The sequence below is a fragment of the Ramlibacter aurantiacus genome (assembly GCF_016722895.1).
GTDB classification, from domain to species: Bacteria; Pseudomonadota; Gammaproteobacteria; order Burkholderiales; family Burkholderiaceae_C; genus Ramlibacter; species Ramlibacter aurantiacus.
The window spans coordinates 1,066,929-1,093,124 of sequence record NZ_JAEQNA010000001.1 but is presented as its reverse complement, the minus strand read 5'-3'; the positions used below and the strand labels follow the sequence as shown (position 1 = coordinate 1,093,124).

Genomic DNA, 26,196 nt, shown 5'->3' with positions numbered 1-26,196 from the left:
GAGCCCCACCCCCGTTCGCCCTGAGCCCCACCCCCGTTCGCCCTGAGCCCCACCCCCGTTCGCCCTGAGCCTGTCGAAGGGCCCCCGCACCGACCTATCCGGAGGAAGCCTCTTCCTTCCTCACCGCGAATAGGCCTCCAGCACATAGCGCCGCAGCATCCGGTGTGAATTGAACTGCGAGCCGTTGCGCGAGATGGCCTCGCGGCCGAGGAAGTGCCAGGCCTGCGGATCCTGGTAGAACATCGGTGCCACCACATGTTCCAGTTTCTGGTACAGCGACTGCGCATCCACCGCCGGGTCGTGCGGGCCGTCCGGGCCCACGGCCCAGCCGGTGATGCCTTCCTCGCAGCCTTCCAGCCACCAGCCGTCCAGCACGCTGAGGTTGGGAACGCCGTTCAGCGCCGCCTTCATGCCGCTGGTGCCCGAGGCCTCCAGCGGGCGCTGGGGCGTGTTCAGCCACAGGTCCACGCCCGGGACCATGCAGCGCGCCAGGCCCATGCCGTAGTCGGGCAGGAACACCAGCGAAATCTCCGGCGCCAACTCGCGCGCCAGCCCGTGCAGGCGCTCGATGTGCTGCTTGCCTTCCAGGTCGCGCGGATGCGCCTTGCCGCCCATCACGATCTGCAGCGGCCAGCGCTGCGCGATGCGGCGCAGTCGCGGCAGGTCCGAGAACAGCAGCAGGGGGCGCTTGTAGGCCGTCATGCGCCGGGCGAAGCCCACGGTCAGCCGGTCCATCCGCAGGCCATGGTCGCCCACCCGTTCGGCAGCCGTCCGCAGCAGCGCCTCCTTGGCCGAGGCGTGGGCCTGCGCGATCTCCGGCAGCGGAATCCGGGTGGCGTGGATCAGTTGTTCGGGCTCGTGGCACCAGTGCGGCACGTAGCGGTCATACAGCGCGCGATGCCCGTCGGACGCCCAGGACCAGGGATGCACGCCGTTGGTGATCGCATGCACCTCGTAGCCCGGGAACATGGTGCGCGAGACCTCCGCGTGGCGCTGGGCCACGCCGTTGACCCAGCCACTGAGGTTCAGCGCCAGCCGCGTCATGTTCAGCCGCTCGGCCCCGCCGAGTGAGCGCAGCAGCCCCGGCGGCACCGGCTCGCCCAGGTAGGCGAACGCGAGGTCGTACTCGAATTGGTCGTGGCCCGCCGGCACCGGCGTGTGGGTGGTGAAGACGCATCGCTGGCGCACGGACTCGATGGCGGCCTCCGGCGTGGCCCCAGGCGCCTGCAGCCGGTCGCGCAGCAGCTCCAGCGTCAGCAGGGCGGCATGCCCCTCGTTCAGGTGGTACTTGTCGATGCCCAGGCCCATCGCCGCGAGCAGCCGCGCGCCGCCGATGCCCAGCACGATCTCCTGGGCCAGCCGGTACGGGTTGTCGCCGCCATACAGCGCGCCGGTGAGCGAGCGGTCCTGCGGATGGTTCTCGGGCAGGTCGGTGTCCAGCAGCAGCACCGGCACCGGCTGCGAGTCGACGCAACGGCTCGAGACCCGGTACTCCCAGGCCGTGACCCAGACTTCACGGCCGCCGATCCGCACCGGCACCTTCAGCTTCACCGGCTCGGTTCGGCTGGCCGGGTTCCAGTCCTGCGGCTGCTCGTGCTGGGCGCCGGCGGCGATCTGCTGGCGGAAATAGCCGCTGCGGCTGGCGAGCGTCACGCCCACCACGGGCAACGCCAGGTCGGCCGCGCTGCGCATGGTGTCGCCGGCCAGCACGCCCAGGCCGCCGCTGTAGGTGGGGATCCCGTCCTCCAAGGCGATTTCCATGGAGAAGTAGGCGATGCGGGGGAGTCGGGCTGATGTCATGACTTGTTCTTGGTCGTCCCGCCCGGAGGGCGTTCGACGAGGGCTGTCGGGCTGGCCGGGAAGGTTAACGCGGTCGCCGCCCGCCGGGGCGACTCGCCCGCGTGACGAGATCGAACGTCTGCTACCGCCCGTGCCGGGGCGCGGGGTGCCGGTGTCATCTCAGCGCTGCGCTTTGTTTCCCCGCCGCCTGCCGGCGGCACAACAATCGCGGCATGAGTCATCCTCCCGAAGCGGGCGAGCCGTCCGTCGCCGAACAACCTCGATCCCGAACGATGGTCCGCCTCACGGGAATCGTCATCGGGCTGGTGGCGCTGGTGCTGGCGCTGTGGTGGATCTACCCGGCCCTGCTGCTCGCATTCGGTGGCGTGCTGCTGGCCGTGTTCCTGCGCGGCCTGGCGCGGCCGGTGCACCGCTGGACGGGCCTGTCGATGGCGGTGGGCACGGTGGCGGTGGCGGCGCTGCTGCTGGTCCTGGTGGTCGGTGGCGCGGTGGCCATGGGCGCCGCCATGGGCCGCGAGCTGTCCCAGTTGTCGCAGACGCTGCAGGAGGGCGTGCAGCGGGTGCGCGAGATGGTGGCGCAGCTGCCTTGGGGAGAGTCCGTGCTGTCGGCGGCCTCCGAAGGGGTCAGGAGCGGCACCAGCGTGCTGGGGCAGCTGCCCGCCATGCTGGGCAAGACGGTGGAAGGTGCGCTCAGCATCGTAGTGGTGGCCTTCGCCGGGCTGTACCTGGCGGTGTCGCCGCAGCTCTATGTCGAGGGCGCGGTGCGGCTGTTTCCCCGGCACCGGCAGGCCCGGATCCGGGAGGTGCTGCACGCGTGCGGTCGTGCGCTGTGGCTGTGGCTGATGGGCCGTGCCGTGGTGATGCTGCTGGTGGCGCTGGTGACTTCGGCAGGCCTGCTGCTGGTCGGCGTGCCGTTGGCCGTTCCGCTGGGCGTCATCGCCGGCCTGCTGGAATTCGTGCCCTTCTTCGGCTCCATCGTCGCCGGCATCCCCATCGTGCTGGTGGCGCTGACCGTCGATCCGACGACCGCGGTCTACGCGCTCCTGCTGGTGCTGGCGATCCAGCAAACCGAAGGCAACCTGTTCGAGCCCCTGGTGGAGAAAAAGGCCGTGTCGGTCCCGCCGGCGTTGATCCTGGTGGCGGCCATCGCGTTCACCTTGCTGTTCGGCATTGCCGGTGCCGTTTTCGCCACCCCCTTGCTGGTGGTGCTGATGGTGGGCGTGAAGATGCTCTATCAGCAGGACGTGCTGGGAGAGCCGGTCAAGGTGCCGGGCACGCCCGGCCGCCGGGCTTGACCATGCCCTTCGTCTCCCGCGTCCTGGTCGCCCTCGCACTGGGGGCGCTGCTGGTGCTCGCCTGGTGGCTGCGGCAGGTGGGCTTGCTGGTGTTCGGCGCCGTGATCGTGGCGGTGATCGTGAGCGGCGCCGCGGACTGGATCAACCGGCTGGCAGCCATGCGCCACCAGCTGGCGGTGCTGGTCACGGTGATCGTGGCCATGGTGCTGCTGTCCTCGCTGGTGTGGTTCATCGGCGTCGAGGTCAGCGACCAGGTCGAAACGCTCCGGGACAACTTCGACGACGCGATCGCCAAGCTGCGCGCGTGGCTCGGTTCGCAGCCGCTCGGATCACGCGTGCTCTCGCTCTGGGACCGGGCCACCGGCGACGGGCTGCCGTGGCCGCGACTGGCCAGCGCGGCGGGACTGACGATCACCGTGGTCCTGCACCTGCTGCTGGTGCTGACGGCGGGCATCTACCTGGCAGCGGAGCGGCGGCTGTACCACGACGGGCTGTTGCGTCTGTTCCCGGTCGATCGGCGCGACCTGGCCGACGCCGCGCTGCGTTGCGCCGGCCAGGCACTGGCAGGGTGGCTGAGGGGCCAGGGCATTGCCATGGTGTTCGTCGGCCTGTTCACCTGGATCGGCCTGGCGCTGGTGGGTGCGCCCCTGCCGGTGGTGCTGGCGCTGCTGGCCGGGCTGCTGGAGTTCGTGCCCTTCTTCGGGCCGCTGGTCGCGGGCGTGCTCGCGGTGGTGTTCGCCTTCACCGTCGGCCCCGAAACGGCGCTGTACGTCGCGGTGGTGATGCTGGCGGTGCAGCAGCTGGAGGCCTATGTCGTCACGCCGCTGGCGCAGCGCTGGACCGTGCGCCTGCCGCCCGTACTGGGCCTGGTGGCGGTGCTGGTCTTCGGCACGCTGCTGGGCTTGGGGGGCGTGCTGCTGGCCACGCCCATGATGGTGGTGCTGATGGTGCTGGTGCGCCAGCTGTATGTGGAGCACTACCTCGAATCCAGGCCGGTCGACGCCGGCCCCTGAAGCTCAGCCGGCTGCCCCGCTCCGGTGGCGTAGGACGATGGCGCGCAATGCGGCCGCGCAGCCTCCAGCGGCCCCGCCAGTGAACCGCGCCCCGGCAAAATCTGCGCGGATGGCGCCGACCCTTCGCTCGACGCAGAGCCTGTCCCTGCGCACGGTGACACTGGCCCTGACCCTCAGCGTGCTGCTCACGTCGGCAGCCATCGCCTCGTGGCTGGGCTGGCGCACCTGGGTGTCGCAGCGCGACATGATGCAGTCGCAGCTGGCCCGCGTGGCGGACGCGCTGGGCGATTCCATCGGACGGGAACTGGAATCGGGCTTGCGCAAGCTCCAGGCGATCACGCTGGACCTGCCGGTGCAGCGTGATGCGGCCGAAGCCAGCCTGCTACGCCGCGCCCGTGCGCTGCTGGCGATCAACCCCGACCTGAGGGCGGTCGCGCTCAACTCCGCGACTGGTTCTCAAATCTGGAACACGCGCCTGCGCGAGTCCAGGTGGGTGCCTCCCCGGCTGATCGAACACGAGCAGCGGGCGCTGCACCTGATGCAGCCGCTGGTGAGCAACCTGTATGAGAGCCGCAGCCAGGGCGACTTGCTCGCGTCCTTCGTGGTGCCCGTGGTGCTGGGCGGTGCCGAGCGGGTGCTCGTGGGCAGCATCGACGTGACGGCCTGGTCCCAGCGCCTGATGCCGCTGGTCAGCCGGCAGGGCGGGGTGGCGGCCGTGGTCGACACCAACCGCCGCATCGTGACCCGGACCTCGGAGCCGCAGCGTTGGCTCGGCAAGTTCGTGAGCGACGACTGGGCCCCCGCGTTCGGCGAGCAGCGCACGGGGCTGGTGCGGGTCGTGACACGCGAAGGCGTGGATGCGTACGGCGCCTGGTCGCGGCTGCCCGGCACCGGTTGGACCCTGCTCATCGCCGTGCCGGCGGGGCCTTGGGAGGAGACCTTGCTGAGCAGCATCCGCCACCACCTGGCCTTGGTGGCGGCGCTGGCCGGCATCGGCTCGGCGCTGGCCTGGTGGTTCGGGCACGTCCTCGTGCGTGGCGCGGACCGGCTGTCGCGCAACGCGACCCACATGGTCGTGGACCGCAAGGTCGAGCAATCGCCCATCGCCATCCGCGAGTTCGAGACGATCCGCCAAGGGCTGGTGCAGGCGGCCGAGCTGCTTCGGCAACAGGACGAGCGGGCCGAGCAGCTCGAGCGGGCGAGGGCCGAGCTGCTGGCCAAGGAGCAGGCCGCCAGGCGGGAGTCGGACGAGGCCAACCGTTTCAAGGACGAGTTCCTGGGCGTGCTGGGGCACGAGATGAGAAGCCCGCTGGCCGCCGTGCTGCACGGGGCTGGCGCGCTGGACAAGCGCCTGGAGCACGATGCCCGCGCGCGCAGCCTCGCCCAGGCCATCCAGCGACAGGCGCGCGCGCTGACGCGGATGGTCGAAGACCTGACCGAGGTGGGCCGCCTCATCAGCGGCAACGTGCCGCTGGAGGTCACGCGCGTCGACCTGGCCGACGTCGTGCGGCAGGCCGTGCAGGTGCTCGAGCTGGCCCAGGCCTCGGGCGATCACCGGCTGGATCTGTCGCTCGACGCGGTCGAGATCGAGGGCGATGCCGACCGGCTCCAGCAGATGGTCATCAACCTGCTGGTAAACGCCCTGCGCTACACGCCGGCGAACGGCTCGATCCACGTGCGACTGCACCGGCTGGACCAGCCCGTGCCCTGCGCTGAGCTGAGGGTGCAGGACAGCGGCATCGGCATGCGGCCGGAGGATCTCGACCGCGTTTTCGGGCTCTTCGTCCAGGTCGGGCCGCGCGGGGTGCAGCGCCGCGGCCTGGGCATCGGGCTCAGCGTGGTCCGGCGGGTAGTGGAACGCCACAACGGCCGTGTATGGGCCGAAAGCCAGGGTCCGGGCCACGGGTCGACCTTCATCGTCCAGCTGCCGCTGGCCTGAACAGCAAGCCATGGAATTCGACCTGTCGCAAGCCACCGGCGCCGTCCAGGCGATGGCCACCGGGTTCGCTCAGCGCCTGCCCTACCTGGTGGTGGCCGTCGTCGTCTTCGTCCTGTTCGTCATCGTCGCGCATGTGGTGCGCGCCAGCGCGCGCGCCTTCGCCGTGCGCCGGCGGCGGCGCCAGAACCTGGGCCTGGTGCTCGGGCGGCTCGCGTACGGCGCCATCCTGTTCCTGGGCCTGCTGACCTCGCTGGTGATCGCCATCCCGGGCTTCACGCCCGGACAGCTGATCAGCGTGCTGGGCCTGTCCAGCGTCGCCATCGGCTTCGCCTTCCGCGACATCCTGCAGAACTTCCTGGCCGGCATCCTCATCCTGCTGGCCGAGCCCTTCCGCATCGGTGACCAGATCGTCTCGGGCAGCTTCGAGGGCACGGTGGAGGAGATCCAGACGCGCGCCACCTTGATCCGCACCTATGACGGGCGGCGCGTGGTGATTCCCAACTCGACGCTCTTCACCGATCCGGTCACGGTCAACACGGCCTTCGACAGGCGGCGCCTGGAATACGACGTGGGCATCGGCTACGGCGACGACATCGCGCACGCTCGCCACGCCATGCTCGAAGCCGTGCGCGGCATCGAGGGCGTGCTCGCCGATCCGCCGCCGGAGGCGCTGGTGGTGGACCTGGCCGGCAGCAGCGTCAACCTGCGGCTGCGCTGGTGGATCCATCCTCCGCGCCAGGCCGACGTCTTCGTGGTGCGCGATGCAGTGCTCGAACGGGTGAAGGTCGCGCTGGTGAAGGCGGGGATCGACCTGCCGTTTCCCACGCAGCAGGTGCTGTTCCATGACCAGACCGAGGCCTCCGACGGCGACCGTCGGCGCCAGCGGGAGGGCTGGCCCGCCGGTGACCGACCGCCCGAGCGGGCGCCGCGGCTCGCCGAAGCGATGGAGCGGCAAGGTGCCCGTCCGCCGGAGGAGCCGCGTCGATGAACGAAGTCAGCCGCCTGTGGACCCTGCTGCGCTCCAGCCTTTGGTTCGTCCCGACGATCATGGTGCTGGTGTCGATCGCGGCGGCCGTGGGGCTGGTGGAGATGTCTGAACTGGTGGGCGACGAGATGGTCGCCCAGTGGCCGCGGCTGCTCGCGGCCGGGGCGGACGGCTCTCGCGCGATGCTCAGCGCCATCGCCACTTCCATGATCACCGTGGCCGGGGTGGTGTTCTCCATCACCATCGTCGCGCTGTCGATGGCGGCCTCGCAGTATTCGCCCCGGGTGCTGCGCAATTTCATGCGCGACCGTCCGACCCAGTACGTGCTGGGGATCTTCGTCGGCTGCTTCGCCTATTGCCTGGTGGTCCTGCGGACCATCCGCAGCAGCGACGAAGAACTCGGCAACTTCATTCCTGCCGCCGCCGTGCTGGGCGCGATGGCCTACGCGTTCGCGGCCATCGCGCTGCTGATCTTCTTCATCCACCATGTCGCCCAGAGCATCCAGGCCTCGTTCATCGTGGCCCGCATCGCCGACGAGGCGGACAAGGCGATCGCGAATCTCTTTCCCGAGGAAATCGGCGAAGGCCCCGCCCGCACCGATCCGCCGGTCGTCGTCGTGCCCATGGCCTGGACCGGCATCCGGGCCGCATCGGAGGGCTACCTGACCGCGGTCGCCAGCGATGACCTGCTTTCCTGCGCCTGCGCCCAGGACCGGGTGGTGCGGCTGCGACCCCGGATCGGCGACTTCGTGATGCGCGACAGCGTGGTCGTGGAGATGAGCGGTTGCGCCCCCATCGACGAAGCCCAGGAGAAACTGCTGCTCGATGCGATCACCCTGGGCCGGCAGCGGACGGTGGAGCAGGATCCGATCTTCGCCATCCAGCAACTCGTCGATGTCGCGGTCAAGGCCCTCTCACCCGGGATCAACGACCCGACCACCGCCGCCCTGTGCGTGGACCGGCTGGCCGCGCTCCTGTCGCGCCTGGCGCGCCGACGCATGCCGGATCCCTATCGCATGGCCGATGGCAAGCTGCGCGTGATCGCGCCGGTGCCGGATTTCCGGGACATCGTCATCCGCTCGTTCGGCGCGGTCGTGCACCACGCCCGCCAGGAGCCGCTGCTGCTCGCGCGCATCCTGGAGCGGCTGCGCCCGATCGGCGAAGCCACCGACGATCCGCAGCGCCGCCGCGCCATCGCCTGGGTCGCCACGGCGATCCGGCGATCGCTGGCCGACCCCGCCCGGTCGTCGCAGCTCATGCTGGCACGCTGGCAGGCCGCGGACCTGGCGCAGGACATGCGGCGGCTGGAGCCGGACGAGCCGGCCTAGGGCTCCCAGCTCAGCGCTCAGGCCTCGGGGGTATCCGGATGCCGCACGCCGTGCAGCGTTCCCGGCCCCTGGTCGGGAAGGGAACGCAAGACCGTCATGGAACCGTCGGTCTCCAGGACGACGGCCTGCACGTCCTCCAGGCGCCCGATGCCGGCGGCGCGGATCGAGGAAAACACCTCGTCGCGCAGGACCCGCTCGTCGGACAAGGCGCCATCCAGGAAGCGCCCGCGGTGCACCAGCAGCCGCGGCTCCGACCGCACGAGGTGGGCGAAACGGCCCGAATTCACCGACAGCCGCGCCACCGCGTACTGCCCCAGCACCAGCACCAGGAAGGCGGCGAGGCCCTCCAGGAAGGCCACGTCCTTGGACAGCAGCGTGGTCGCCAGGGCCGACCCCATGGCCACCGTGACCACCAGGTCGAACGCGTTCAGCTTGGACAGGGTCCGCTTGCCCGACACCCGCAGCACCAGCACCAGCACCACATAGCTGGCGAACCCCACGAGGAACACGCGGCCGATGCCGCTCCACGAGTCAAACCACATATCGGTCCTTCATGTTCGATATCGCTCGCCCCCGGGGCCGGGCCCCGGGGGCGCGGATGGTAGCAGCGCATGTCGCCGCGCGGGGGCTTCAGAACCGCGTCGGCGCGTACGCGTCCAGCGGCACCAGCGTGGGACTTCCATCGACCAGCTCGGCGATCAGCCGCCCGCTGACCGGGCCCAGGGTGAAGCCCTGGTGGGCGTGTCCGAAGTTGAGCCACAGGCCCGGGTGGCGGGGCGCGGCCCCGATGACCGGCAGCATGTCGGCCGTGCACGGCCGGGCGCCCAGCCAGGGCGTCGCTTCCACCGGTTCTCCCAGGGGCAGCAGGCCGCGCGCCAGCACTTCGGCGCGGCGCAGCTGGACCGGGGTGGCGGGCGCATCGATGCGGGCGAACTCGGCGCCGGTGGTCAGCCGCACCCCCGTCCGCATGGGCGCCAGCACGAACCCCGAATCGGCATCCAGCATCGCCAGCGGCGGCGCGGGGTCCATGCGGTAGTGGCGGTGGTAGCCGCGCTTCACGAACAAGGGCCATCGGTAGCCCAGGCGGCGCAGCAAGGCGTCGGACCAGGGGCCGAGGGCGACCACGGCGTGCGGCGCATCGACCACGCCTTCCGCCGTGCGTACCTGCCAGCCGGTGCTCGATTCGGCCAGCGTGAGCGCGTCGCCCGTGACGATGTGCCCGCCCGATTGCCGGAACAAGGCGGCATAGCGCGCGACGAGTTCGCCGGGATCGTTGACCGCCCACGGGTCCAGCCAATGGATGGCCGGCAGGCGCGTTTGCAGCATGGGCTGCAGCGCTCTCACGGCTTCCGTCTCCAGCACGACGTGGCGCACGCCGCTGTCTTCGGCCAGCCGCCGGGCCCGCGCGCGGGCTTCCTGGAAGGTCGATTCATGGCGGAACACCCAGAGGTAGCCGTCGCGGCGCACCAGGTCGTCGGCGGCGATGCGGTCCATGAGGAACTGGTGTTCGGTGAGGCAGTGGGCGATCAGCCGTTCGTAGGCGGCGGACGCGCGGGCATGCGCGGCAGGCGCCGAGTTCAGCCAGTAGCGCGCGAGGGGTCGTGCGATGGCGGGCAGGGCGTCGAAGTGGTAGTTGACGTCGACTCCGAGCCTGGCCGCGGCGCGGGCCACCCGCGTCCACTCGCGCGGGAAGGGGTAGGGCTCGACGGCTTCGCGCTGGATCAGGCCGGCGTTGCCGTAGGAGGTCTCGCGCCCGGGGTCGCCTCGGTCCACCAGCAGCACCTCGTGCCCGCGCAGGGCGAGGTGGATGGCGCTGCAGGTGCCGACCATACCGGCGCCGAGCACGATGACTCGTTGTTTCATGGGGAGATCGTACCCACGGCATGGCGCTGGGTGTGCCCCGCCACCCGTTCGCCCTGAGCCTGCCGAAGGGCCCCCTGCATGGTCTTGCCGGAGGACACCTTTACGGTTCGGTTCTTGTAGCGCTCGCGGCTAGCCGGGATGTCGCCCCGGCGGGCGAGTCCCTTTCTTTGTCTCGCCAAAGAAAGGAACCAAAGAAAGGCGACCCCACTGTCTGCGTCCCTCGGCACCCTGCGGGTACCGAGGGCAACCTGCGGTGCTCGGACGGCGGGGGAAGCGCAGAAACTCGCCCCTGCGGGGCTCAGACAGTCTGCGCTTCTTTTTCCCCGCCGCCCTGCGCTCCTCGGCGCAGCCACAGGGGATTTTCTTCGCGGGCCATCGCTGCGCTCGGCCTGGGAGGAACCGCTCCCGTCGCGATGAGCCTGCCGCCCCCGTGAGCATCACCCCGCGCGCGCTGAGCCCCACCCCTCGCGCCCGAGCGTCACCCCGCGCGCCCGAGCCTCACCCCTCGCGCCCGAGCGTCACCCCGCGCGCCCTGAGCCTCACGCCGCACGCCCGAGCGTCACCCCGCGCGCCCGAGCGTCACCCCTCGCGCCCTGAGCCTCACGCCGCACGCCCGAGCGTCACCCCTCGCGCCCTGAGCCTCACGCCGCACGCCCGAGCGTCACCCCGCGCGCCCGAGCGTCACCCCGCACGCCCGAGCGTCACCCCGCGCGCACCGAGCGTCACCCCGCGCGCCCTGAGCCTCGCGCCGTTCGCCCTGAGCGTCACGCCGTTCGCCCTGAGCGTCACGCCGCGCGCCCTGAGCCACACGCCGTTCGCCCTGAGCGTCACCCCGTTCGCCCTGAGCGTCACGCCGTTCGCCCTGAGCGTCACCCCGTTCGCCCTGAGCGTCACGCCGTTCGCCCTGAGCGTCACCCCGTTCGCCCTGAGCCCGTCGAAGGGCCCCCGCCGTGACGTTGCCGGGACGAGGCCTCTTCAACTGAAGTCTTGTAGCCATTGCTGCGAAGACCCGGAACGAAGAAGTCTTCTCCGGCACGATCCCCGTCCGGGGCCCTTCGACAGGCTCAGGGCGAACGGTGGGAGACAGGCTCAGGGCGAACGGTGGGAGACAGCTCAGGGCGAACGGTGGGAGACAGCTCAGGGCGAACGGTGGGAGACAGCTCAGGGCGAACGGTGGGAGACAGCTCAAGGCGAACGGAACGGTGGCCGACAGCTCAGGGCGACGGTGGGAGACAGGCTCACGGCAAACGGTGGGCAAACGGTGGGCGACAGGCCCGGATCGAACGCACCCCGGGGATCGATGCGGCCCAGCGAGCGTCACCGCCCCACGAACCGTGGCTGGCGCTTCTCCTGGAACGCCAGCCGTCCCTCCGAGAAATCTTCACTCGCCTGCGTCAGCCTGCTGCGCGCGCGCAGCACCTCGTCGTCCGCGCCACCCATCGCCACGTCGTTGAGCGACTGCTTCATCGCCTGCACCGCCAACGGCGCCAGCGCCGCGATCTCGCCGGCCAGTTGCGCGACCGACGCGCGCAACGACTCTTCACTGGGCGCCAACTCGTCCAGCACCCCCGCCTGCAGCAGGCGCGCAGCCGAGAATGGCCGGGCGGACAGGAAAGCCCGCTTCGCGTCCTGCAGGCCCAAGGTGGCCACGTAGCGGCGCAGGCCGCCCGGGTAGTAGTGCAGGCCCAGCGCGGCGGCCGGCATGCGCAGCTCCATGCCTTGCAGCCCGACGCGGAAATCGCAGGCCAGTACCAGGTCGGTGGCGCCGCCGTACACGCTGCCGTTGAGCCCGCAGACCGTCACCGGACGCAGCCGCGCCAGGCGGTCCGCGACTTTTTCAAACAGGTCGGGGTCCTGGCCCTGGTCGAACTCGCCGATGTGGTAGCCGGCGCAGAACACCGGCCTCGGCTGGCCTTCGGTGGCGGCGGTGAGCACCAGCACGCGGATGCCGGCATCGGCGTCGATGTGTTCGAAATGAGCCATCAACACCTGCAGGTCGCCGTGCTCCAGCCGGTTCCGGTGCGCGGGCCGGCGCAGGGTCACGGTGGCGATGCCGTCGGCGACCTCCAGCAGGGGGGGGGCGGGTTCAGTTCCAGCCATAGACGTTCATTGTGGCTTCGCCGGCTTCCAGCCGGCGCAGGATGGCGGCTTCCTGCTCCTCGCGGGCACGGCCCGCCTCCAGGACCGGAGCCGCCTGCGCCGCCGGAATGGCGACCACCCCATCGGCATCACCGACCACCAGGTCGCCGGCATCGACCACCACGTCGCCGATGGCCACCGGATGATCGATCCAGCCGATGGCGCCGAAATCCTTGCCGGTGCCGCGGATGCACAGGCCGCGCGCGAACACCGGCACGCCCAGTTGCGTGAGCAGCGCACCGTCGCGCACGCAGCCGTCGATGACCAGCGCGGCCAGGCCGCGGACGCGGGCCATGGTGCCCATGATCTCGCCCCAGTAGCCGTGCTCGTAGGCGCCGCTGCAGCTGACCACCATCACGTCGCCGGGCTGCACCCGTTCCAGCGCGCGATGCAGCCAGAGGTTGTCGCCGGGCGGCGAGTGCACGGTGAGGGCCGTGCCGGCAAAGCGCATGGACGCATCGAGGGGCTTGATGGCGCTGGGCAGCGCGCCGATCTTGCCGCCGGCTTCGTGCAGCGTGGCGGTGGGCAGCCGCGTGGCTTGCTCGATGAGTGCGGCACCCAGGCGCGGCACGCCCAGGCGGGTGGTGAGGGCCGGGTCGTGCCGCTTCACGGAGTCACCTCCCGCGTCTGCAACTGGTGGTACTTGAACTCGCGTCGCGCCTCGTCCAGCCGCATGCCGCCGCGCACCGCCTGGCGGATGCGCTCCTCGGCGGCCTCGATGGCCTCGGCCGTGTCGAGCACGGCGTCCTCGTGCGCGCGGGGGATCACCACCACGCCGTCGGCATCGCCCTTGACCAGATCGCCGGGTGCCACGCGGGCGTCGCCGATGTTGACCGGCACGCCGGTGGCCTCGACCTGCACGCGGTCCTTGCCGGTGCGCATCCAGTGGTCCTTGCTGAACACGGGATAGCCCAGCGAGATGCACAGGTGCGTGTCGCGGCAGACGCCGTCGATCACGGTGCCGGCGATGCCGCGCCGGTGCGCGATCTCGGTGAGGATGTCGCCCCACACGGTGGCGTTGTCGCGGCCACCGTTGTCCAGCACGATCACGCTGCCCGGCGGCACGTCGTCGATGTAGTCGCCCACCGTGCCGGCCGGGTTGCCGGCCGGGCCGTAGAGCAGCGTCCAGGCGCGCCCAGCCATGCGAAAGCCGCCGTCGCGCGGCTTGATGCGGTAGCACTGGCCGGCGATGCCCAGCTTGTCCAGCGCATCGCTCAGGGTGGCGGTGTCCAGCCGCGCGGCGCGCGCGACGTTGCGGTCGGTGGTTGCGGGTTCGGTGCTCATGGTTTTTCTTTCTCCAGCATGTGTTCGTAGTTGCCGCCCATCACCTGCGAGATGGGCGTGCCGGCCAGGATGGCCCTGGCCATCGCCGCTTCCCGCGCCACGATGGACTCGGCCGCATCCAGCACGCGTTCGATGTGGAGCGGGCTGATGAAGATCACCGCGCTGCGGTCGGCCAGCACATAGTCGCCCGGCTGCACCGTCACCTGGCCGCCGGCCTCGGCGCCGATGGTCACGGGTACCTGCGTGCCCAGCTCCACCACGCGGCCGCGCGCGGTGCGTGAGGTGAGGCTGCGGCTCCAGATCGGAAAGCGATACCCGATGGCCTCGTCCACGTCGCGCAGCGGCCCGTCGGCGACCACGCCTTCGACGCCGCGCAGGCGGGCGCCCAGGGTCAGCAGCCCGCCCCAGCAGCCCGCCTTGACGCCGCTGCGCTGCTCGACCACGATGACCTGGCCGGGGCCGGCGTGTTCGATGGCGCTGCAGCCCAGGTGGACCGGCGGCCCTGGCGGCCGCTCGCCCGGGCCCACCTTCATGGTGACCGCGCGGCCGGCGATGCGGCCGCCGCCGCTGTCGTCGCGGCCGCTGCGCTGAGGCAGCCCGGTGACCACGCCCGGCAGGCCCAGCTTGTCCAGGGCGTCGGAAACCGCGCAGGCATCGAGCCGGCGCAATCGTTGGATGTTTTCGTCGCTCATGTCATTCAGTCCAGGGTCTTCCAGGCGGCGAAGGCCAGGCCGGTGCCGGTCATCGCCGGGGTGCGATAGCCCGGGATGTACTCCACCCAATCCAGGTCCAGATCGCGCGCCAGCTCGCCCACCACCAGCCAGTTGCGGATCTCCGAGCTGCCGGCCTGCAGGCGCCCGGGATCGAAGCCCGCGAGCGCCGCGCTGTCCTTGCGGCGGATGGCCGAGAGCACCTGCTGGTCGAGTTCCTCGTCGACCACGAAGTGGCTCAGGCCACCCGAGGCGATCACGCCCACGCGCAGCTCCTGCGGCCATTGCGCGACCAGCTCGCGCAGAACGCGGCCCAGGGCGACGCAGCGGCGCGGGGTCGGCTGGTTGGGCGGATCGAAGGTGTTCAGGATCACCGGGATGACCGGCAGCTCGTACCCGGCCAGCAGGCGCCGGTGCACGAACTGGAAGGCGTGGCCTTCCGACTGGCCGGGCTCCAGGCCGTCCATCGCCGCGATGTCGAAGTCGCGGTCGCACAGCTCGCGCACCAGCCACTCGGCCAGCTCGCTGGCCACCGGGTACTCGCGGTCCTGCTCCGGCTCGTGCCGCCACATGCGCGCGGTCTTGGGCCAGGGGTCGCCCGCCTGCGCCGGCTCGCGCGCGGTGTTGCGGATGGTCTTGCCGTAGTAGATGGCGATCGCCGGATTGTTGGTGGTGCGAAACAGCTCGGTCTGGTCGTCGCCCACCACCAGCAGCACGTCGAGCCGGGCGTCGCGGATGCGCTGGCCCAACTGGTCCATCGCGGCCTGGGCGGCGTCGAAGCGCTCGCCCATGCGATCGGGCGTCACCTGGGCTTGCGCGTCGGCCGGCGCGGCGGCCAGCAGGGCGGCGTAGTCGGTCTTGCGGCCCTCGCGGTCGTAGTAGTGCGGGTTGGTCCTGTCGATGACCTTGAAGCCGTGCTGCCAGTCCTCGCGCCGGGACACCAGCATGATGCTGTGCGATGAGCCGAACGCTGCGACGAGTCGTGCCATGTGTCGATTCCTTTGTCGGTTGCGGCAGCGTGGATCAGACCACGTGCCGGGCGCGCAGCCGCGCGATGTCGGTGGCGCCCCAGCCCAGGCTGGACAAGATGGCATCGGTCTGCGCGCCCTGCTCGGGGGCGGGCTCCAGCGGCCCTGCGTCGCGCGGATGGCGCGAGAACTGCATCGGCAGGCCCACCACCTCCACCTCGCCCAGCTCCGGGTGGTGCATGGGGCGGGCGATGCCGATGTGGCGCACCTGCGGATCATCGAACATGCGGTCCACGCTGTAGATGGGCCCGCAGGGCACGCCGGCCTCGATCAGTCGCTCGGTCCATTCCTGCGTGCCGCGCGTGCGCAGCAGCTCGCCCACGGCGGCGTTCACGCGGTCGCGGTTCTCCACCCGCTCGGGGTCGGAGCCGAAGCCCGGTTCCTGCACCAGCTGCGGCGCGCCCAGTGCCTCGCACAGGCGCTTCCACATGGTCTGGCCGATGGCGGCGATGTTGATGAAGCCGTCGCGCGTGGCGAACACGCCGGTGGGCACCGTCAGCGGGTGCTCGTTGCCGCTGGCCTGCGGCACCTTGCGGTCGATCAGCCACTGCGCGGCCTGGAAATCGAGCATGGCGATCTGCGCTTCCAGCAGCGAGGTCTGCACCCACTGGCCTTCGCCGGTGACTTCGCGCTCCAGCAGCGCCGCCATGATCGCCTGCGCGCAGAAGTGGCCCGAGCACAGGTCGGCGATGGGAATGCCCACGCGCATCGGCCCTTCGCCGGGCTTGCCGGTCACGCTCATGAGGCCGCCCATGCCCTGGGCGATCGAGTCGAAGCCGGGCCAGCGGGCATAGGGGCCGCTCTGGCCGAAGCCCGAGATGCTGGCGTACACCAGCCGGGGATTGATCGCGCGCAGCTCCTCAGGGCCAACTCCCAGGCGGTGCTTCACGTCGGGCCGCCAGTTCTCGATGAAGACGTCGGCCTGCCGCACCAGCTGCCGCAGGATCTCCAGCCCCTCGGGCGTCTTCATGTTGAGCGTGAGGCTCTCCTTGTTGCGGTGCAGGTTCTCGTAGTCGGCGCGGTTGTGGTCGCGCCCGCCGATCATGTCGTCGCCACCCGGCGCGCCGGGCGGGATCTCCAGCTTGATCACGCGCGCGCCCAGGTCGGCGAAGGTGCGGATGGCGGTGGGGCCGGCGCGCACGCGCGAGGCGTCCAGGATGGTGAAGCGGGCCAGCGGGCCCTTGCGGTCGGTCATCGTGGTTCCTCAGGCGGGGGCGAACACGGGCACGGCAGGGCCGCCTTGCGAGGGGCGGAACACCACGCGCACCGGCATGTCCACGTGCAGCTGCGCGGGGTCGCAATCGACCATGCGCGTCATCAGGGTCACGCCCTCGGCCAGCGTGACGTAGGCCAGGGTGTAGGCCTTGTCGCCGGCGCCCATGGTGCTGTAGCTGTAGAGGGTGCCGCGGCCGCTGGCGGGCACCCATTCGGTGTCCGCGCTCAGGCAGAACGGGCACACGTCGCGCGGGTAGTGGTGCACCTGGCCGCAGGCGCGGCACCCTTTCAGCAGCAGCTCGCCGCGATCGGCCGCCTGCCAGTAGGGGAGGGATTCGGGCAGCACCTGCGCAGCGATGAGTCTGGTCATGGCTTCAGACCCTTTCAAGGATCAGGGTGGCGGCGGTGTGGCGCGAGGCCAGGGCGCCACCGATGCCGTTGGCCAGGGCCCAGGTGCAATTGGGCACCTGCACCGCCGGGTGGGCTTCGCCGCGCAGCTGGCGCACGGCCTCGATCACCTTGGTGATGCCGCCGCGGTTGGCCGGGTGGTTGCTGCACAGCCCGCCGCCGTCGGTGTTGAAGGGGAGCTTGCCCACGCCCGAGATCAGGTTGCCGTCGGCGACGAAGCGGCCGCCTTCGCCCTTCTTGCAGAAGCCCAGGTCCTCCAGCTGCATCAGCACGGTGATGGTGAAGCTGTCGTAGAGCGAGGCGTACTGCATGTCGGCCGGAGACACGCCGGCCTCGGCGAAGGCCTGGCGGCCCGACCACAGGGCGGCCGAGTGCGTGAGGTCGATGCGCCCGCCCATGGCGTGCTTGGGCGCCTCGCCGGTGCCGCGCACCACCACCTGCGGCCGCTTGAGTTCGCGCGCGATCTCCGGGCGGGCCACGATCAGCGCGCCGCCGCCATCGGTCATGACGCAGCAGTCGAGCCGGTGCAGCGGGTCGGACACCATCGGCGACTGCAGCACGTCCTGCACGGTGACCACCTTGCGCAGCAGCGCATGCGGGTTGTGCTGGGCGTGGTGCGAGGCCGCCACCTTGATCCAGGCCAGCTGCTCAGGGGTGGTGCCGAACTCGTGCATGTGGCGGCGCGCGACCAGGCCGTAGAGGTTCTGGGTGGTCGGGCCGTAGGGCCGCTCGAAGGCGGCGTTGGGCTCGTCGGGATCGGGCGCCTTGAGCGCGAGCGGCGCCTTGGCGGGCTTGCCCTCGCCGGCGGCGGCGGCTGCGCGCGCCTGCGCTTCGGCCATGGCGGCACGGGGCCGGCCGGCCAGCGTGATCAACGCGATATGGCAGCGGCCGGCGGCGATGGCTTCGGCCGCGTGCGCCACGTGCAGGATGGGGGCCGAGCCGCCGCACTCGGTGGAGTCGACGTGCCGCAGTTTCAGGCCCAGGTACTCGGCCATCTGGGTGGTGCCCAGGCCGGGCGCGTCACCGGCGCAGAAGTAGCCGTCGATGTCGTCCTTGGTGAGGCCCGCGTCTTCCAGCGCGCCACGCGCCACGTCGGCGTGCAGGCGGGCCACCGAGAGGTTCTCGGCCAGGCGGCTCGGGTGCTCGTAGGCGCCGACGATGTGGGCTTTGCCATTCAAGCTCATGTCACTGCTCGGGTTTGAAGCCGGAGGCTTTGATCACCGGGCCCCAGTAGGCGAGTTCCTTGCGCAGCAAGGCGTCCATCTCGGCGGCCGGCTGGAAGTCGGGCTGCAGGGCCGCACGTTGCATGGCCTCGCGCACTTCCGGCAGGCCCACCACATAACGCAGCGCGTTCTGCATGCGCTCGATGTGCTCCCGGGGCGTGGCGGCCGGGGCCCACATGCCGGTCCAGGCGTCCCCGGCGTCGATGTCGATGCCCTGTTCCTTCAACGTGGGCACCTCGGGCATCAGCGGCGATCGCTTGCCGCCGAACACCCCCAGCACGCGCACGCGGCCGCTGCGCGCCTGAGGCAGGATGTCGCCCGCCGTCATCACGCCCGCGGGCACCTGGCCGCCGAGCAGGTCGGTGATCAGCGGACCGTTGCCGCGGTAGGGCACGGCCTGCATGTCCACGCCGATCGCGCGTCCGAACTGGATGCCGGTGAAGTGCGTCTGGCCGCCGGCGCCGGCGGTGCCGAAGCTGGCCTGGCGCGGGTTGGCCTTGAGCCAGGCGACGTAGTCCTTGACCTGGGTGGCCCCGGTCTGCTGGCCGACCGCCAGCGCGAAGGGGTAGGACGCGATCACGCCCACGGAAGCGAAGTCCTTGAGCACGTCGAACTTCAGCACGTCCACGGGGTAGAGCAGCGCCTGGAATACCGGCGTGGCGTTGGGCGCGACCATGAAGTTCAGGCCGTCGGGCGCGCTCGCCTTGAGGGCTTGCGCCGCGATGCGGCCGCCGGCGCCCGGCTTGTTTTCCACCACCACCGGCTGCCGCAGCACCAGCGAGAGCTTGTCGGCCAGCAGCCGGGCCAGGGTGTCTGTGGAGCCGCCGGGCGGAAAGCCCACCAGCAGCTTGACGGCCTGGCTGGACGCGGCGGGTGCGGCGGCGGCCGGCGCGGTTTGCGCCTGCGCGACGCTCAAGGTCAGGGCCAGGCCCATGGCGGCCATCAGGCCGCGGCGGGTGCATTTCATGGGGTGTGTCTCCGGGGTGGTGGTGGAAAAAGGGTTCAGCGGGCGTTCGCGGTCGCGACACGCCTCAGGTGCCAGGCCGCATCGCCGTGCAGCTGGCCGATGACCAGCAGGCGCTTGGCGTAATGGGCGACGCGGCATTCGTCGGTCATGCCCATGGCACCGTGCAGCTGGATGGCGGCCAGGCCGACCTGGCGTCCGAGCTGGCTGGCCAGCACCTTGGCGGCCGAGACCCCCCGGCGGCGGCTCGCCGGCTCGCCCTGCTGCACCGACATGGCGGCGATGCAGGCCATGGACTTGAGCTGCTCCAGCGCGATCACCAGGTCGGCCAGCCGGTGCTGCAGCACCTGGAACTTGGCCAGCGGGGCGCCGAACTGGCGCCGGGTGCGCAGGTGCTCGGTGGTGTGCACGATCAGCGCTTCCACCGCTCCTGCGGCTTCGGCGCACAGGGCGGCGGTGCCGGCGTCGAGCGCGGCCTCGAGCGCGTCGCGCACGCCACCGACCGCGCCCAGCAGCCGGGTGGCGGGCACGCGGACTTGCTCGAAGCGCACCTGCGCGGCACGGCGGCCGTCCAGGGTGCCATGGCCACGCACCTGCACGCCGGCGGTGGCGGCGTCCACCGCGAAGACCGCCAGGCCGGCGTCCCCATCGGCTGCGCCTTCGACACGTGCCAGCACCAGCAACAGCTGCGCGGTATCGCCATGGGGCACGCCGGCCTTGCTGCCATCGAGCACCCAGTCGTCCCCATCACGGCTGGCCCGCAGCTGCGCGCGGTCCCAGTCGTAGCGGGTGCCGGGCTCGTCCAGGGCCAGGGCCGCCTGCATCTCGCCCGTGGCCAGTGCCGGCAGCCACTGCTGCTGCTGTGCGTCCGACCCGAGTTGCGCGAGCAGCGTGCCGGCCACGACGGTGGACGCCACGAAGGCGCCGCCGCCCAGCGCGCGGCCCAGCTCCTGGGCGACCAGCATGGTTTCGACCGGGCCTTGTCCGCTGCCGCCGAAGGCGCCGGGAATGCTCAGGCCCAGCAGGCCCAGTTCGGCCATGCCCGACCAGCGGCGCCGCTGGTCCTCGGGCGTCTCGGGCGCACCGCGGTGTTCGGCCGGGTATTCGCCATCGCAGAAGCGCTGCACGGCCTCGCGCAGGGCGAGGTGTTCGTCGTCGAGGGAGAAGTCCATGTCTGCGTTCCTCGCGCGGGTCAGAAGGCGTCCAGCGCCGCGCGGGCGATGAGGTTGCGCTGTACTTCGTTGGTCCCGCCGTACAGGGTCAGCTTGCGGGAGTCGAGGCAGTTGGCGGCGACGGAAACCAGCGGTTCGTCCACCATCGCCTGGTCCAGCTGCTCCAGGAACTGCCACTCGGGCTCGAAGGGAATGGCGTCCGGCCCGGCGATGTCGAGCAGCGCCTCGAAGATGGCCTGGCGCAGCTCGGTGCCGCGCACCTTGAGCATGGAAGCCTCGACCGCCGGCACGCGGCTTTGCTGGTTGGCGCTGAGCAGGCGAAGCGCCGTGGCCTCCAGTGCGATCAGCTCCACCTCGAACTGCGCCAGCCGGGCCAGCAGCAGCGGGTCGCCGCCCAGGCCCTGGCGCTCGGCCAGCTGGCGGGCGCGGGCCAGTTGCTGCTTGCACGAGCCGATGCCGGCGATGCCGGTGCGCTCGTGCCCCAGCAGGTACTTGCCGCAGGTCCAGCCCTTGTGCAGCTCGCCCACCAGGTTCTCCACCGGCACGCGCACGTTGTCCAGGTAGCACTCGTTCAAATCGGTGCCGCCTTCGAGCATGCGGATCGGCCGCACGGTGACGCCGGGCGAGGCCATGTCGATCAGCAGGAAGGAGATGCCCTCCTGCGGCTTGGCCGCTTGCGGGTCGGTGCGCACCAGGGCGAACATCATCGAGCACCACTGGGCGTACGAGGTCCAGACCTTGTGGCCGTTGACGACGAAGTGCTTGCCGTCCGCGTCCATCACGGCCGTGGTCCGCACGGCCGCCAGGTCGGAGCCGGCGCCGGGCTCGGAAAAGCCCTGGGCCCACCAGGTGTTGCTCTGGCGGATGTCGGGCAGGTATTTCCTTTTCTGCTCCGCGGTGCCGAAGCCGATCAGCACCGGCCCCAGCATCTGGATGCCGCTGGCGATGATGCGCGGCGCGTTCGCGAGCAGCGTCTCCTCGTCGAAGATGAAGCGCTGCAGGTGGTTCCAGCCCGGGCCGCCATGCTCCACCGGCCAGCCCGGCGTGAGCCAGCCGCGCGATTCGAGGATGCGGAACCAGGTGACGTAGTCGGCGTGCTCCAGCCGCAGGCCGAGTTCGACCTTGCGGCGGATGTCGCCGGGCAGCCGGGTGCGCACGAACTCGCGCACCTCTTGGCGGAAGGCCTCGTCGGCCTCGGAGTAGGGCAGTTTCATGGGATCGGTCAGTGGGGGGTGGCGACCACCAGCGCGTCGAGCGCCAGCACCGGAAGCGCGCTGCCGGCGGGGTAGGCCACCAGCGGGTTGATGTCGATTTCCTGCAGTTGGGGATTGGCCCGCATCTGCGCGCCGATGGCGGCGACCACGCGGGCGATCGCCTGCAGGTCCACGCCGGCCTCGCCCCGGATGCCGCGCAGCACGGCGGCGGCCTTGAGCCGTTGGAGCTCGATGACGATGTCGGCTTCGGCCAGGTCGGCCGGCAGCAGGCGCACGTCCTTCAGCGCCTCGATCCAGATGCCGCCCAGGCCCACCAGCACCACCGGGCCCCAGTCGGCGTCACGCTTGGCGCCCACCACCAGCTCCAGCCCGCGCGGCCCCATGGCCTCCACGAGGGCGCCATCGAGCTGCAGGCCAGGGCGGTGGCGGGCCACGTCGTCGTGCAGGCGGCGCCAGCCTTCGCGCAGCGCGGCCTCGTCCTTCAGGCCCACCAGCACGCCGCCCACGTCGCTCTTGTGCGGCAACTCGCTGGCCTGCGCCTTGAGCACCACCGGCCAGCCGATCTCCCGGGCCACGCGCACGGCCTCGTCGGCACTCGCGGCCAGCCGGCCTGCGGGGACGGCGATGCCGGCCTGGGCCAGCCAGCGCTTGCCCTGGTACTCGGCAAAGATGCCGTTGGGCGGCACGGCGCCGGGCAGGGGCCGGGCAGGCGGCGCATCGACGGCGGCGCGGGCGGCGCGTTGCAGCGCCTCGCCATGAGCGGCCACGTGGCGCAGCGCGCGCAAGGCGCGGTCGGCCGATCGGAACAGCGGCACGCCGCTGGCGCGGATGGCCTCGGTGAAGAAGGGCTCGATGGGGCTGTCGTCGCCGGTCAGCACCAGCACCGCCGGCTTGGTGGCGCGCCCGATCGCCGGGACGATGTGGTCGGCCTTGTCACGCTGCGCCACCGAGGGGCCGACCGGGATCGCCAGCACCAGGCTGCCGATGCGCGGGTCGTCCTGCAGCGTGAGCAGCAGCTCGCCGATCAGGCCGGGCTGGCGCACGCCGAGGGTGGTGTAGTCCAGCGGGTTCTCGGCCCGCGCGTAGGACGGCAGCATGGCCTCCAGGCGCTCCACGATGGGCGCTGTCAGCGCCGGCAGCGGCAGGCCCAGGTCCTCGGCGAAATCGAGGGCGATGTTCTTCATCGCGCCCGAGCCCGTCATGAATGCGGTGCCACCGGCCGGCGGCGCGGGATGGCGCAGCAGCACGGCGCTGGTGTCCAGCAATTCGTCGAGGGAGTCGACCACCACCACCGCCTCGCGCCGCAGCAGGGCGCAGGCCGTGGCGTGGTCGCCAGCCAGCGCGCCGGTGTGCGACTGCGCCGCCTCGCGCGCCCGGGCGCTGCGGCCCGGCATCAGCAGCACCACCGGCTTGCCCAGCTCGCGGGCGCGGCGCGCCAGTTGCAGGAACTGGCGCGGCCGGCGCAGCTGCTCGGCGTAGACCGTGACCACGCGGGTCTGCGGATCTTCCAGGTAGTGGGCGAGGGCGTCTTCCACGCAGACGGCGATCTCGTTGCCGGTGGAAAACACGCAGGTGACCGGCACGCCGCGCGCGAGCAGGGCGTCGCGCAGGTTGGCGGCCATGAAGCCGCTCTGCGCCACGATGCCCACGCCCGGCCGCTCCTCACGGGCACGCGCGGCCAGCGGCTCGAAGGTGAGCGGCACGCCGTCGGCCAGGTTGGTGAACCCCATGCAGTTGGGGCCCACCAGCACCAGGCCGGCATCACGCGCGACCTGGGCCAGCTGCTGCTGGCGCACCTGGCCCTCGGGGCCGGCCTCGGCGTAGCCGGAGGCGAACAGCACCGCCGCGTGGCAGCGGCGCGCGGCCAGCGACTTCACGGCGTCGAGCACGCCGGCCTCGGGGATGGCCAGCACCGCCAGGTCCACCCCCTCGGGCAATTCGTCCACGTTGCGCAGGCAGGGGCGGCCGTTCAGCTCGGCGCTGCTGCGGCTGATCAGGTGGAGCTGGCCGTCCCAGCCGAATCGTTCGAGGTTGCCTTGCACGAACCCGCCGAAGGAGCGCGGATCGGCCGAGGCGCCGACCACGGCGATCGAGCGCGGGCGAAGCACGTGGGCGAGGGAAATGGGGTTGGTATCCGAGGCGGCGGAATTCATGGAGGAAGACCTTCAGTGCATTTATCGGCGGCATTGTGGCATACACAAACTCGATTGCAATATGCCAGAGGGGAAAGTTTGTAGCTCGACAGCTTGCTAGCGTGGCCAAGCCAAGCCGGGCCGTGCGTCTGGCCGCCCGGCTGCACACGGGTTCTCTCGGGAGGGAGGGCGACCCGGCTACCATCGGCCGACTGCTGCAGCCGGCAGTGCATGAAATGGCATTCAAGAAGATTGTTCTTGCATGCCACAGAAACTTAGAGGTATATTTGCCATGCCCATGGAACACACCATCGACCACGAACCCGCCCTCGATCCCGAGCTCGCCTCGGCCGACGACTCACGCCCGCGCGGGGGCCGCGCCACGGAGATCCGTGCCGCGCTGCAGGAGGAGATCGAGGCGGGCAAGCTGCCCCCGGGCAGCCCGCTGGACGAGCGCGCCTTGGCCGTGCGCTTCCAGGTCTCCCGCACCCCCGTGCGCGAGGCCCTGCAGCAGCTGGCCGCCCGCAACCTGGTGCGCATCGCGCCGCGCCAGGGGGTCACCGTGGCCCGGCTGTCCATCAGCCAGGTGCGGGCCATCATGGAAGGCATCGGCGAGCTGGAGGCCACCTGCGCCAAGCTGGCCGCGCGCCGGGTCGACGACCCGCTGCGCCGCCGCATCGACGAGGCCCTGCAGGCCTGCCAGGACGCGGCCGTCGAAGGCGGCACCGAGGAGTACTCGGTGGCCAACGGCCAATTCCATGAAGTGATCTACGAGGGCAGCCGCAACACCTTCCTGGCGGGGCTGATCCGCGACGCGCGCCGGCAGATCCTGCGCTACCGCCTGCGCGACTTCATCAGCAAGGCGCAGATCAACCAGTCGCTGCAGGACCACCGAAAGATCGCCCGCGCCATCCAGGACGGCGACGAGGCCGCCGCCGGGCACCTGATGCTGCTGCACGTGCCCTCGGGCTCCACCGGTTTCTCGGAGTTCCTGGCGCGCATCCCGATGAGCCTGTTCGAGAACGAGCCGGACTGATCCCGGCCGTCGAAGGAGACACTCCCCATGACCCGATCCCCCCGCTCCATCGAGGTGCCCGGCGCCTCGCACAAGGCGCCCATCCCGGCCGCCGCCCGCGTGGGCCCGCTGCTGTGCACCTCGGCCATCGCCGGCAAAGACGCCCAGGGCGCGCTGCCGGCCGATGCGGGCGAGCAGGTGCGCAATGCCTTCGCCAACCTGCGCGCGGTGCTCGCCGCCGGGGGCGCCGGCCTGGAGCACGTGGCCAAGCTGTCCCTCGCGATCCGGGGCGACCCGGTGCGCGAGCCGATCAACGCCGAGTGGCTGGCCTGCTTCCCCGACCCGCACGACCGCCCCGCTCGCCACATCACCGTGGCCGACCTGCAGCACGGTATGTGGCTGCAGATCGAAGCCATCGCCTGGCTGGACTGACTTTCCCTCACCCGAACCGCACGCGCCGACCATGATCATCGACTCCCACGCCCACCTCGTCATGCCGCCCGAGAGCTTCCGCTTCATGGCGGAACTCATCGGAGGCCGGGCCAACCCGAACACGCTGCCCAAGATCCCGGAAGCGTCCGTTCGCAAGGCGGCCGAGGAACTGGTGCGCAGCATGGACAAGGTCGGCACCGACCTGCAGTTCATCTCGCCGCGCCCCTACCTGCAGATGCACTCCGTGAAGCCGGGCCGCGTGACCGAGCTGTGGTCCATCCACTGCAACGACCTGATCGCGCAGTTCGTGCAAATGTTTCCCGACCGCTTCCGCGGCGTGGCCGGCCTGCCGCAGTACATGGACGAACCGCTGGAGCAGCGCGCCATCCCCGAGCTGCGCCGCTGCGTCGAACAACTGGGCTTCGTCGGCTGCCTGATCAACCCCGACCCCACCGAAGGGCTGGGCGATCCGCCCGGGCTGGGCGAGCCCTACTGGCACCCGCTGTACCAGGCCATGACCGAGCTGGACGTGCCGGGCCTGATCCACTCCGCCGGCAGCTGCAGCGCGCGTGAGTCGTACACGCTGAAGTTCATCAACGAAGAGAGCATCGCCATCGTCTCGCTGCTGGGCGCCAAGACCTTCGATGCCTTTCCCAAGCTGAAGATCGTGGTGGCCCACGGCGGCGGCGCCATTCCCTACCAGATGGGGCGCTTCCGCGCCTGGAGCGTGCGCAAGGGCGAGAAGGAAACGTTCGACCAGCAACTGCGCAAGCTGTACTTCGATACCTGCAACTACAGCGGCGAATCCATCGAGCTGCTGTGCAAGGTGGCCGGCACCGACCGCGTGATGTTCGGCACCGAAAAGCCCGGCACCGGCAGCGCGCGTGACCCGCTCACCGACCGCGACTACGACGACATGAAGCCGGTGATCGAAGGCATCGAGTGGCTCACCGAGGCGCAGCGCCGCGACATCTTCGAATGCAACTGCCGCCGCGTGTACACGCGGGCGTTCGACAACTACACCGACCGCTGAAGGA

At 71.0% G+C, this 26,196-nt stretch carries 23 protein-coding genes; 8 read left to right on the top strand and 15 right to left on the bottom strand.

What is annotated here, in order from left to right:
• Positions 1 to 120: 120 nt before the first annotated feature.
• Positions 121 to 1,800, bottom strand: a complete 1,680-nt coding sequence (gene glgP, locus JI739_RS05040; protein ID WP_201682718.1) for an alpha-glucan family phosphorylase — start codon at positions 1,798 to 1,800, stop codon at positions 121 to 123.
• A 212-nt stretch (positions 1,801 to 2,012) separates the two neighbouring features.
• Between glgP and JI739_RS05035 the strand changes: the two genes are divergently transcribed.
• The 5 genes from JI739_RS05035 to JI739_RS05015 all read left to right on the top strand — a co-directional run bounded on the left by JI739_RS05035 (position 2,013) and on the right by JI739_RS05015 (position 8,360).
• Positions 2,013 to 3,095: an AI-2E family transporter gene (locus JI739_RS05035; protein WP_201682717.1), complete on the top strand. Its 1,083-nt coding sequence runs from the start codon at positions 2,013 to 2,015 to the stop codon at positions 3,093 to 3,095.
• Positions 3,096 to 3,097: 2 nt separating this feature from the next.
• Complete coding sequence (locus JI739_RS05030; protein WP_201682716.1) at positions 3,098 to 4,108, top strand: AI-2E family transporter; 1,011 nt, start codon at positions 3,098 to 3,100, stop codon at positions 4,106 to 4,108.
• 109 nt (positions 4,109 to 4,217) lie between these two features.
• A complete protein-coding gene (locus JI739_RS05025; RefSeq protein WP_201682715.1) occupies positions 4,218 to 6,047 on the top strand; it encodes a sensor histidine kinase in 1,830 nt (609 codons plus the stop codon).
• Positions 6,048 to 6,057: 10 nt separating this feature from the next.
• Positions 6,058 to 7,035 (top strand): mechanosensitive ion channel family protein, encoded by a 978-nt coding sequence (locus JI739_RS05020; RefSeq protein WP_201682714.1) that lies wholly within the window; start codon positions 6,058 to 6,060, stop codon positions 7,033 to 7,035.
• Entirely contained in the window at positions 7,032 to 8,360 is a 1,329-nt protein-coding gene (locus JI739_RS05015; RefSeq protein ID WP_201682713.1) for a DUF2254 domain-containing protein, read from the top strand. The genes JI739_RS05020 and JI739_RS05015 overlap by 4 nt, the downstream gene beginning before the upstream one ends.
• Before the next feature lie 17 nt (positions 8,361 to 8,377).
• Here the strand turns inward: JI739_RS05015 and JI739_RS05010 are convergent, their stop codons facing one another.
• The 14 genes from JI739_RS05010 to JI739_RS04945 all read right to left on the bottom strand — a co-directional run bounded on the left by JI739_RS05010 (position 8,378) and on the right by JI739_RS04945 (position 23,733).
• Positions 8,378 to 8,902 (bottom strand): DUF421 domain-containing protein, encoded by a 525-nt coding sequence (locus JI739_RS05010; protein WP_201682712.1) that lies wholly within the window; start codon positions 8,900 to 8,902, stop codon positions 8,378 to 8,380.
• Between the two features lie 88 nt (positions 8,903 to 8,990).
• Complete coding sequence (locus JI739_RS05005) at positions 8,991 to 10,223, bottom strand: NAD(P)/FAD-dependent oxidoreductase (RefSeq protein ID WP_201682711.1); 1,233 nt, start codon at positions 10,221 to 10,223, stop codon at positions 8,991 to 8,993.
• A 1,317-nt stretch (positions 10,224 to 11,540) separates the two neighbouring features.
• On the bottom strand, positions 11,541 to 12,323 hold the full coding sequence (locus JI739_RS05000; RefSeq protein WP_201682710.1) for an enoyl-CoA hydratase/isomerase family protein: 783 nt from the start codon (positions 12,321 to 12,323) through the stop codon (positions 11,541 to 11,543).
• A complete protein-coding gene (locus JI739_RS04995; protein ID WP_201682709.1) occupies positions 12,310 to 12,972 on the bottom strand; it encodes a 4-carboxy-4-hydroxy-2-oxoadipate aldolase/oxaloacetate decarboxylase in 663 nt (220 codons plus the stop codon). The genes JI739_RS05000 and JI739_RS04995 overlap by 14 nt, the downstream gene beginning before the upstream one ends.
• Positions 12,969 to 13,646: an RraA family protein gene (locus tag JI739_RS04990; protein ID WP_201682708.1), complete on the bottom strand. Its 678-nt coding sequence runs from the start codon at positions 13,644 to 13,646 to the stop codon at positions 12,969 to 12,971. The genes JI739_RS04995 and JI739_RS04990 overlap by 4 nt, the downstream gene beginning before the upstream one ends.
• Entirely contained in the window at positions 13,643 to 14,338 is a 696-nt protein-coding gene (locus tag JI739_RS04985; RefSeq protein ID WP_201682707.1) for an RraA family protein, read from the bottom strand. The genes JI739_RS04990 and JI739_RS04985 overlap by 4 nt, the downstream gene beginning before the upstream one ends.
• 5 nt (positions 14,339 to 14,343) lie before the next feature.
• Entirely contained in the window at positions 14,344 to 15,345 is a 1,002-nt protein-coding gene (locus JI739_RS04980) for a DODA-type extradiol aromatic ring-opening family dioxygenase (RefSeq protein WP_201682706.1), read from the bottom strand.
• A gap of 34 nt (positions 15,346 to 15,379) precedes the next feature.
• On the bottom strand, positions 15,380 to 16,579 hold the full coding sequence (locus JI739_RS04975) for a CaiB/BaiF CoA transferase family protein (protein ID WP_201682705.1): 1,200 nt from the start codon (positions 16,577 to 16,579) through the stop codon (positions 15,380 to 15,382).
• Positions 16,580 to 16,588: 9 nt separating this feature from the next.
• Positions 16,589 to 16,969 (bottom strand): Zn-ribbon domain-containing OB-fold protein, encoded by a 381-nt coding sequence (locus JI739_RS04970; RefSeq protein WP_201682704.1) that lies wholly within the window; start codon positions 16,967 to 16,969, stop codon positions 16,589 to 16,591.
• 4 nt (positions 16,970 to 16,973) lie between these two features.
• Complete coding sequence (locus tag JI739_RS04965; RefSeq protein ID WP_201682703.1) at positions 16,974 to 18,191, bottom strand: thiolase family protein; 1,218 nt, start codon at positions 18,189 to 18,191, stop codon at positions 16,974 to 16,976.
• 1 nt (position 18,192) lies between these two features.
• Complete coding sequence (locus tag JI739_RS04960) at positions 18,193 to 19,197, bottom strand: Bug family tripartite tricarboxylate transporter substrate binding protein (protein ID WP_236589065.1); 1,005 nt, start codon at positions 19,195 to 19,197, stop codon at positions 18,193 to 18,195.
• A 35-nt stretch (positions 19,198 to 19,232) separates the two neighbouring features.
• The gene (locus tag JI739_RS04955) at positions 19,233 to 20,366 is read right to left on the bottom strand and encodes an acyl-CoA dehydrogenase family protein (RefSeq protein WP_201682702.1); all 1,134 of its coding nucleotides are present in this window, start codon (positions 20,364 to 20,366) and stop codon (positions 19,233 to 19,235) included.
• A gap of 20 nt (positions 20,367 to 20,386) precedes the next feature.
• Complete coding sequence (locus JI739_RS04950; RefSeq protein WP_201682701.1) at positions 20,387 to 21,580, bottom strand: acyl-CoA dehydrogenase family protein; 1,194 nt, start codon at positions 21,578 to 21,580, stop codon at positions 20,387 to 20,389.
• 8 nt (positions 21,581 to 21,588) lie between these two features.
• Positions 21,589 to 23,733 (bottom strand): acetate--CoA ligase family protein, encoded by a 2,145-nt coding sequence (locus JI739_RS04945; protein ID WP_201682700.1) that lies wholly within the window; start codon positions 23,731 to 23,733, stop codon positions 21,589 to 21,591.
• Between the two features lie 241 nt (positions 23,734 to 23,974).
• Between JI739_RS04945 and JI739_RS04940 the strand changes: the two genes are divergently transcribed.
• From JI739_RS04940 to JI739_RS04930, 3 genes are read left to right on the top strand one after another with little or no spacing between them, the layout of a single operon-like run.
• Positions 23,975 to 24,748, top strand: a complete 774-nt coding sequence (locus JI739_RS04940; RefSeq protein WP_236589064.1) for a GntR family transcriptional regulator — start codon at positions 23,975 to 23,977, stop codon at positions 24,746 to 24,748.
• Positions 24,749 to 24,775: 27 nt separating this feature from the next.
• Positions 24,776 to 25,159: a RidA family protein gene (locus JI739_RS04935; RefSeq protein ID WP_201682699.1), complete on the top strand. Its 384-nt coding sequence runs from the start codon at positions 24,776 to 24,778 to the stop codon at positions 25,157 to 25,159.
• A gap of 31 nt (positions 25,160 to 25,190) precedes the next feature.
• Positions 25,191 to 26,192, top strand: coding sequence for an amidohydrolase family protein (locus JI739_RS04930; RefSeq protein ID WP_201682698.1), 1,002 nt, complete (start codon positions 25,191 to 25,193; stop codon positions 26,190 to 26,192).
• Positions 26,193 to 26,196: the final 4 nt, after the last annotated feature.

Bases quoted from the DNA above. Each gene is read 5' to 3' on its own strand.
- glgP (WP_201682718.1), bottom strand. From the start codon at position 1,800: ATGACATCAGCCCGACTCCCCCGCATCGCCTACTTCTCCATGGAAATC.
- JI739_RS05035 (WP_201682717.1), top strand. From the start codon at position 2,013: ATGAGTCATCCTCCCGAAGCGGGCGAGCCGTCCGTCGCCGAACAACCT.
- JI739_RS05030 (WP_201682716.1), top strand. From the start codon at position 3,098: ATGCCCTTCGTCTCCCGCGTCCTGGTCGCCCTCGCACTGGGGGCGCTG.
- JI739_RS05025 (WP_201682715.1), top strand. From the start codon at position 4,218: ATGGCGCCGACCCTTCGCTCGACGCAGAGCCTGTCCCTGCGCACGGTG.
- JI739_RS05020 (WP_201682714.1), top strand. From the start codon at position 6,058: ATGGAATTCGACCTGTCGCAAGCCACCGGCGCCGTCCAGGCGATGGCC.
- JI739_RS05015 (WP_201682713.1), top strand. From the start codon at position 7,032: ATGAACGAAGTCAGCCGCCTGTGGACCCTGCTGCGCTCCAGCCTTTGG.
- JI739_RS05010 (WP_201682712.1), bottom strand. From the start codon at position 8,902: ATGTGGTTTGACTCGTGGAGCGGCATCGGCCGCGTGTTCCTCGTGGGG.
- JI739_RS05005 (WP_201682711.1), bottom strand. From the start codon at position 10,223: ATGAAACAACGAGTCATCGTGCTCGGCGCCGGTATGGTCGGCACCTGC.
- JI739_RS05000 (WP_201682710.1), bottom strand. From the start codon at position 12,323: ATGGCTGGAACTGAACCCGCCCCCCCCCTGCTGGAGGTCGCCGACGGC.
- JI739_RS04990 (WP_201682708.1), bottom strand. From the start codon at position 13,646: ATGAGCACCGAACCCGCAACCACCGACCGCAACGTCGCGCGCGCCGCG.
- JI739_RS04985 (WP_201682707.1), bottom strand. From the start codon at position 14,338: ATGAGCGACGAAAACATCCAACGATTGCGCCGGCTCGATGCCTGCGCG.
- JI739_RS04980 (WP_201682706.1), bottom strand. From the start codon at position 15,345: ATGGCACGACTCGTCGCAGCGTTCGGCTCATCGCACAGCATCATGCTG.
- JI739_RS04975 (WP_201682705.1), bottom strand. From the start codon at position 16,579: ATGACCGACCGCAAGGGCCCGCTGGCCCGCTTCACCATCCTGGACGCC.
- JI739_RS04970 (WP_201682704.1), bottom strand. From the start codon at position 16,969: ATGACCAGACTCATCGCTGCGCAGGTGCTGCCCGAATCCCTCCCCTAC.
- JI739_RS04965 (WP_201682703.1), bottom strand. From the start codon at position 18,191: ATGAGCTTGAATGGCAAAGCCCACATCGTCGGCGCCTACGAGCACCCG.
- JI739_RS04960 (WP_236589065.1), bottom strand. From the start codon at position 19,197: ATGAAATGCACCCGCCGCGGCCTGATGGCCGCCATGGGCCTGGCCCTG.
- JI739_RS04955 (WP_201682702.1), bottom strand. From the start codon at position 20,366: ATGGACTTCTCCCTCGACGACGAACACCTCGCCCTGCGCGAGGCCGTG.
- JI739_RS04950 (WP_201682701.1), bottom strand. From the start codon at position 21,580: ATGAAACTGCCCTACTCCGAGGCCGACGAGGCCTTCCGCCAAGAGGTG.
- JI739_RS04945 (WP_201682700.1), bottom strand. From the start codon at position 23,733: ATGAATTCCGCCGCCTCGGATACCAACCCCATTTCCCTCGCCCACGTG.
- JI739_RS04940 (WP_236589064.1), top strand. From the start codon at position 23,975: ATGCCACAGAAACTTAGAGGTATATTTGCCATGCCCATGGAACACACC.
- JI739_RS04935 (WP_201682699.1), top strand. From the start codon at position 24,776: ATGACCCGATCCCCCCGCTCCATCGAGGTGCCCGGCGCCTCGCACAAG.
- JI739_RS04930 (WP_201682698.1), top strand. From the start codon at position 25,191: ATGATCATCGACTCCCACGCCCACCTCGTCATGCCGCCCGAGAGCTTC.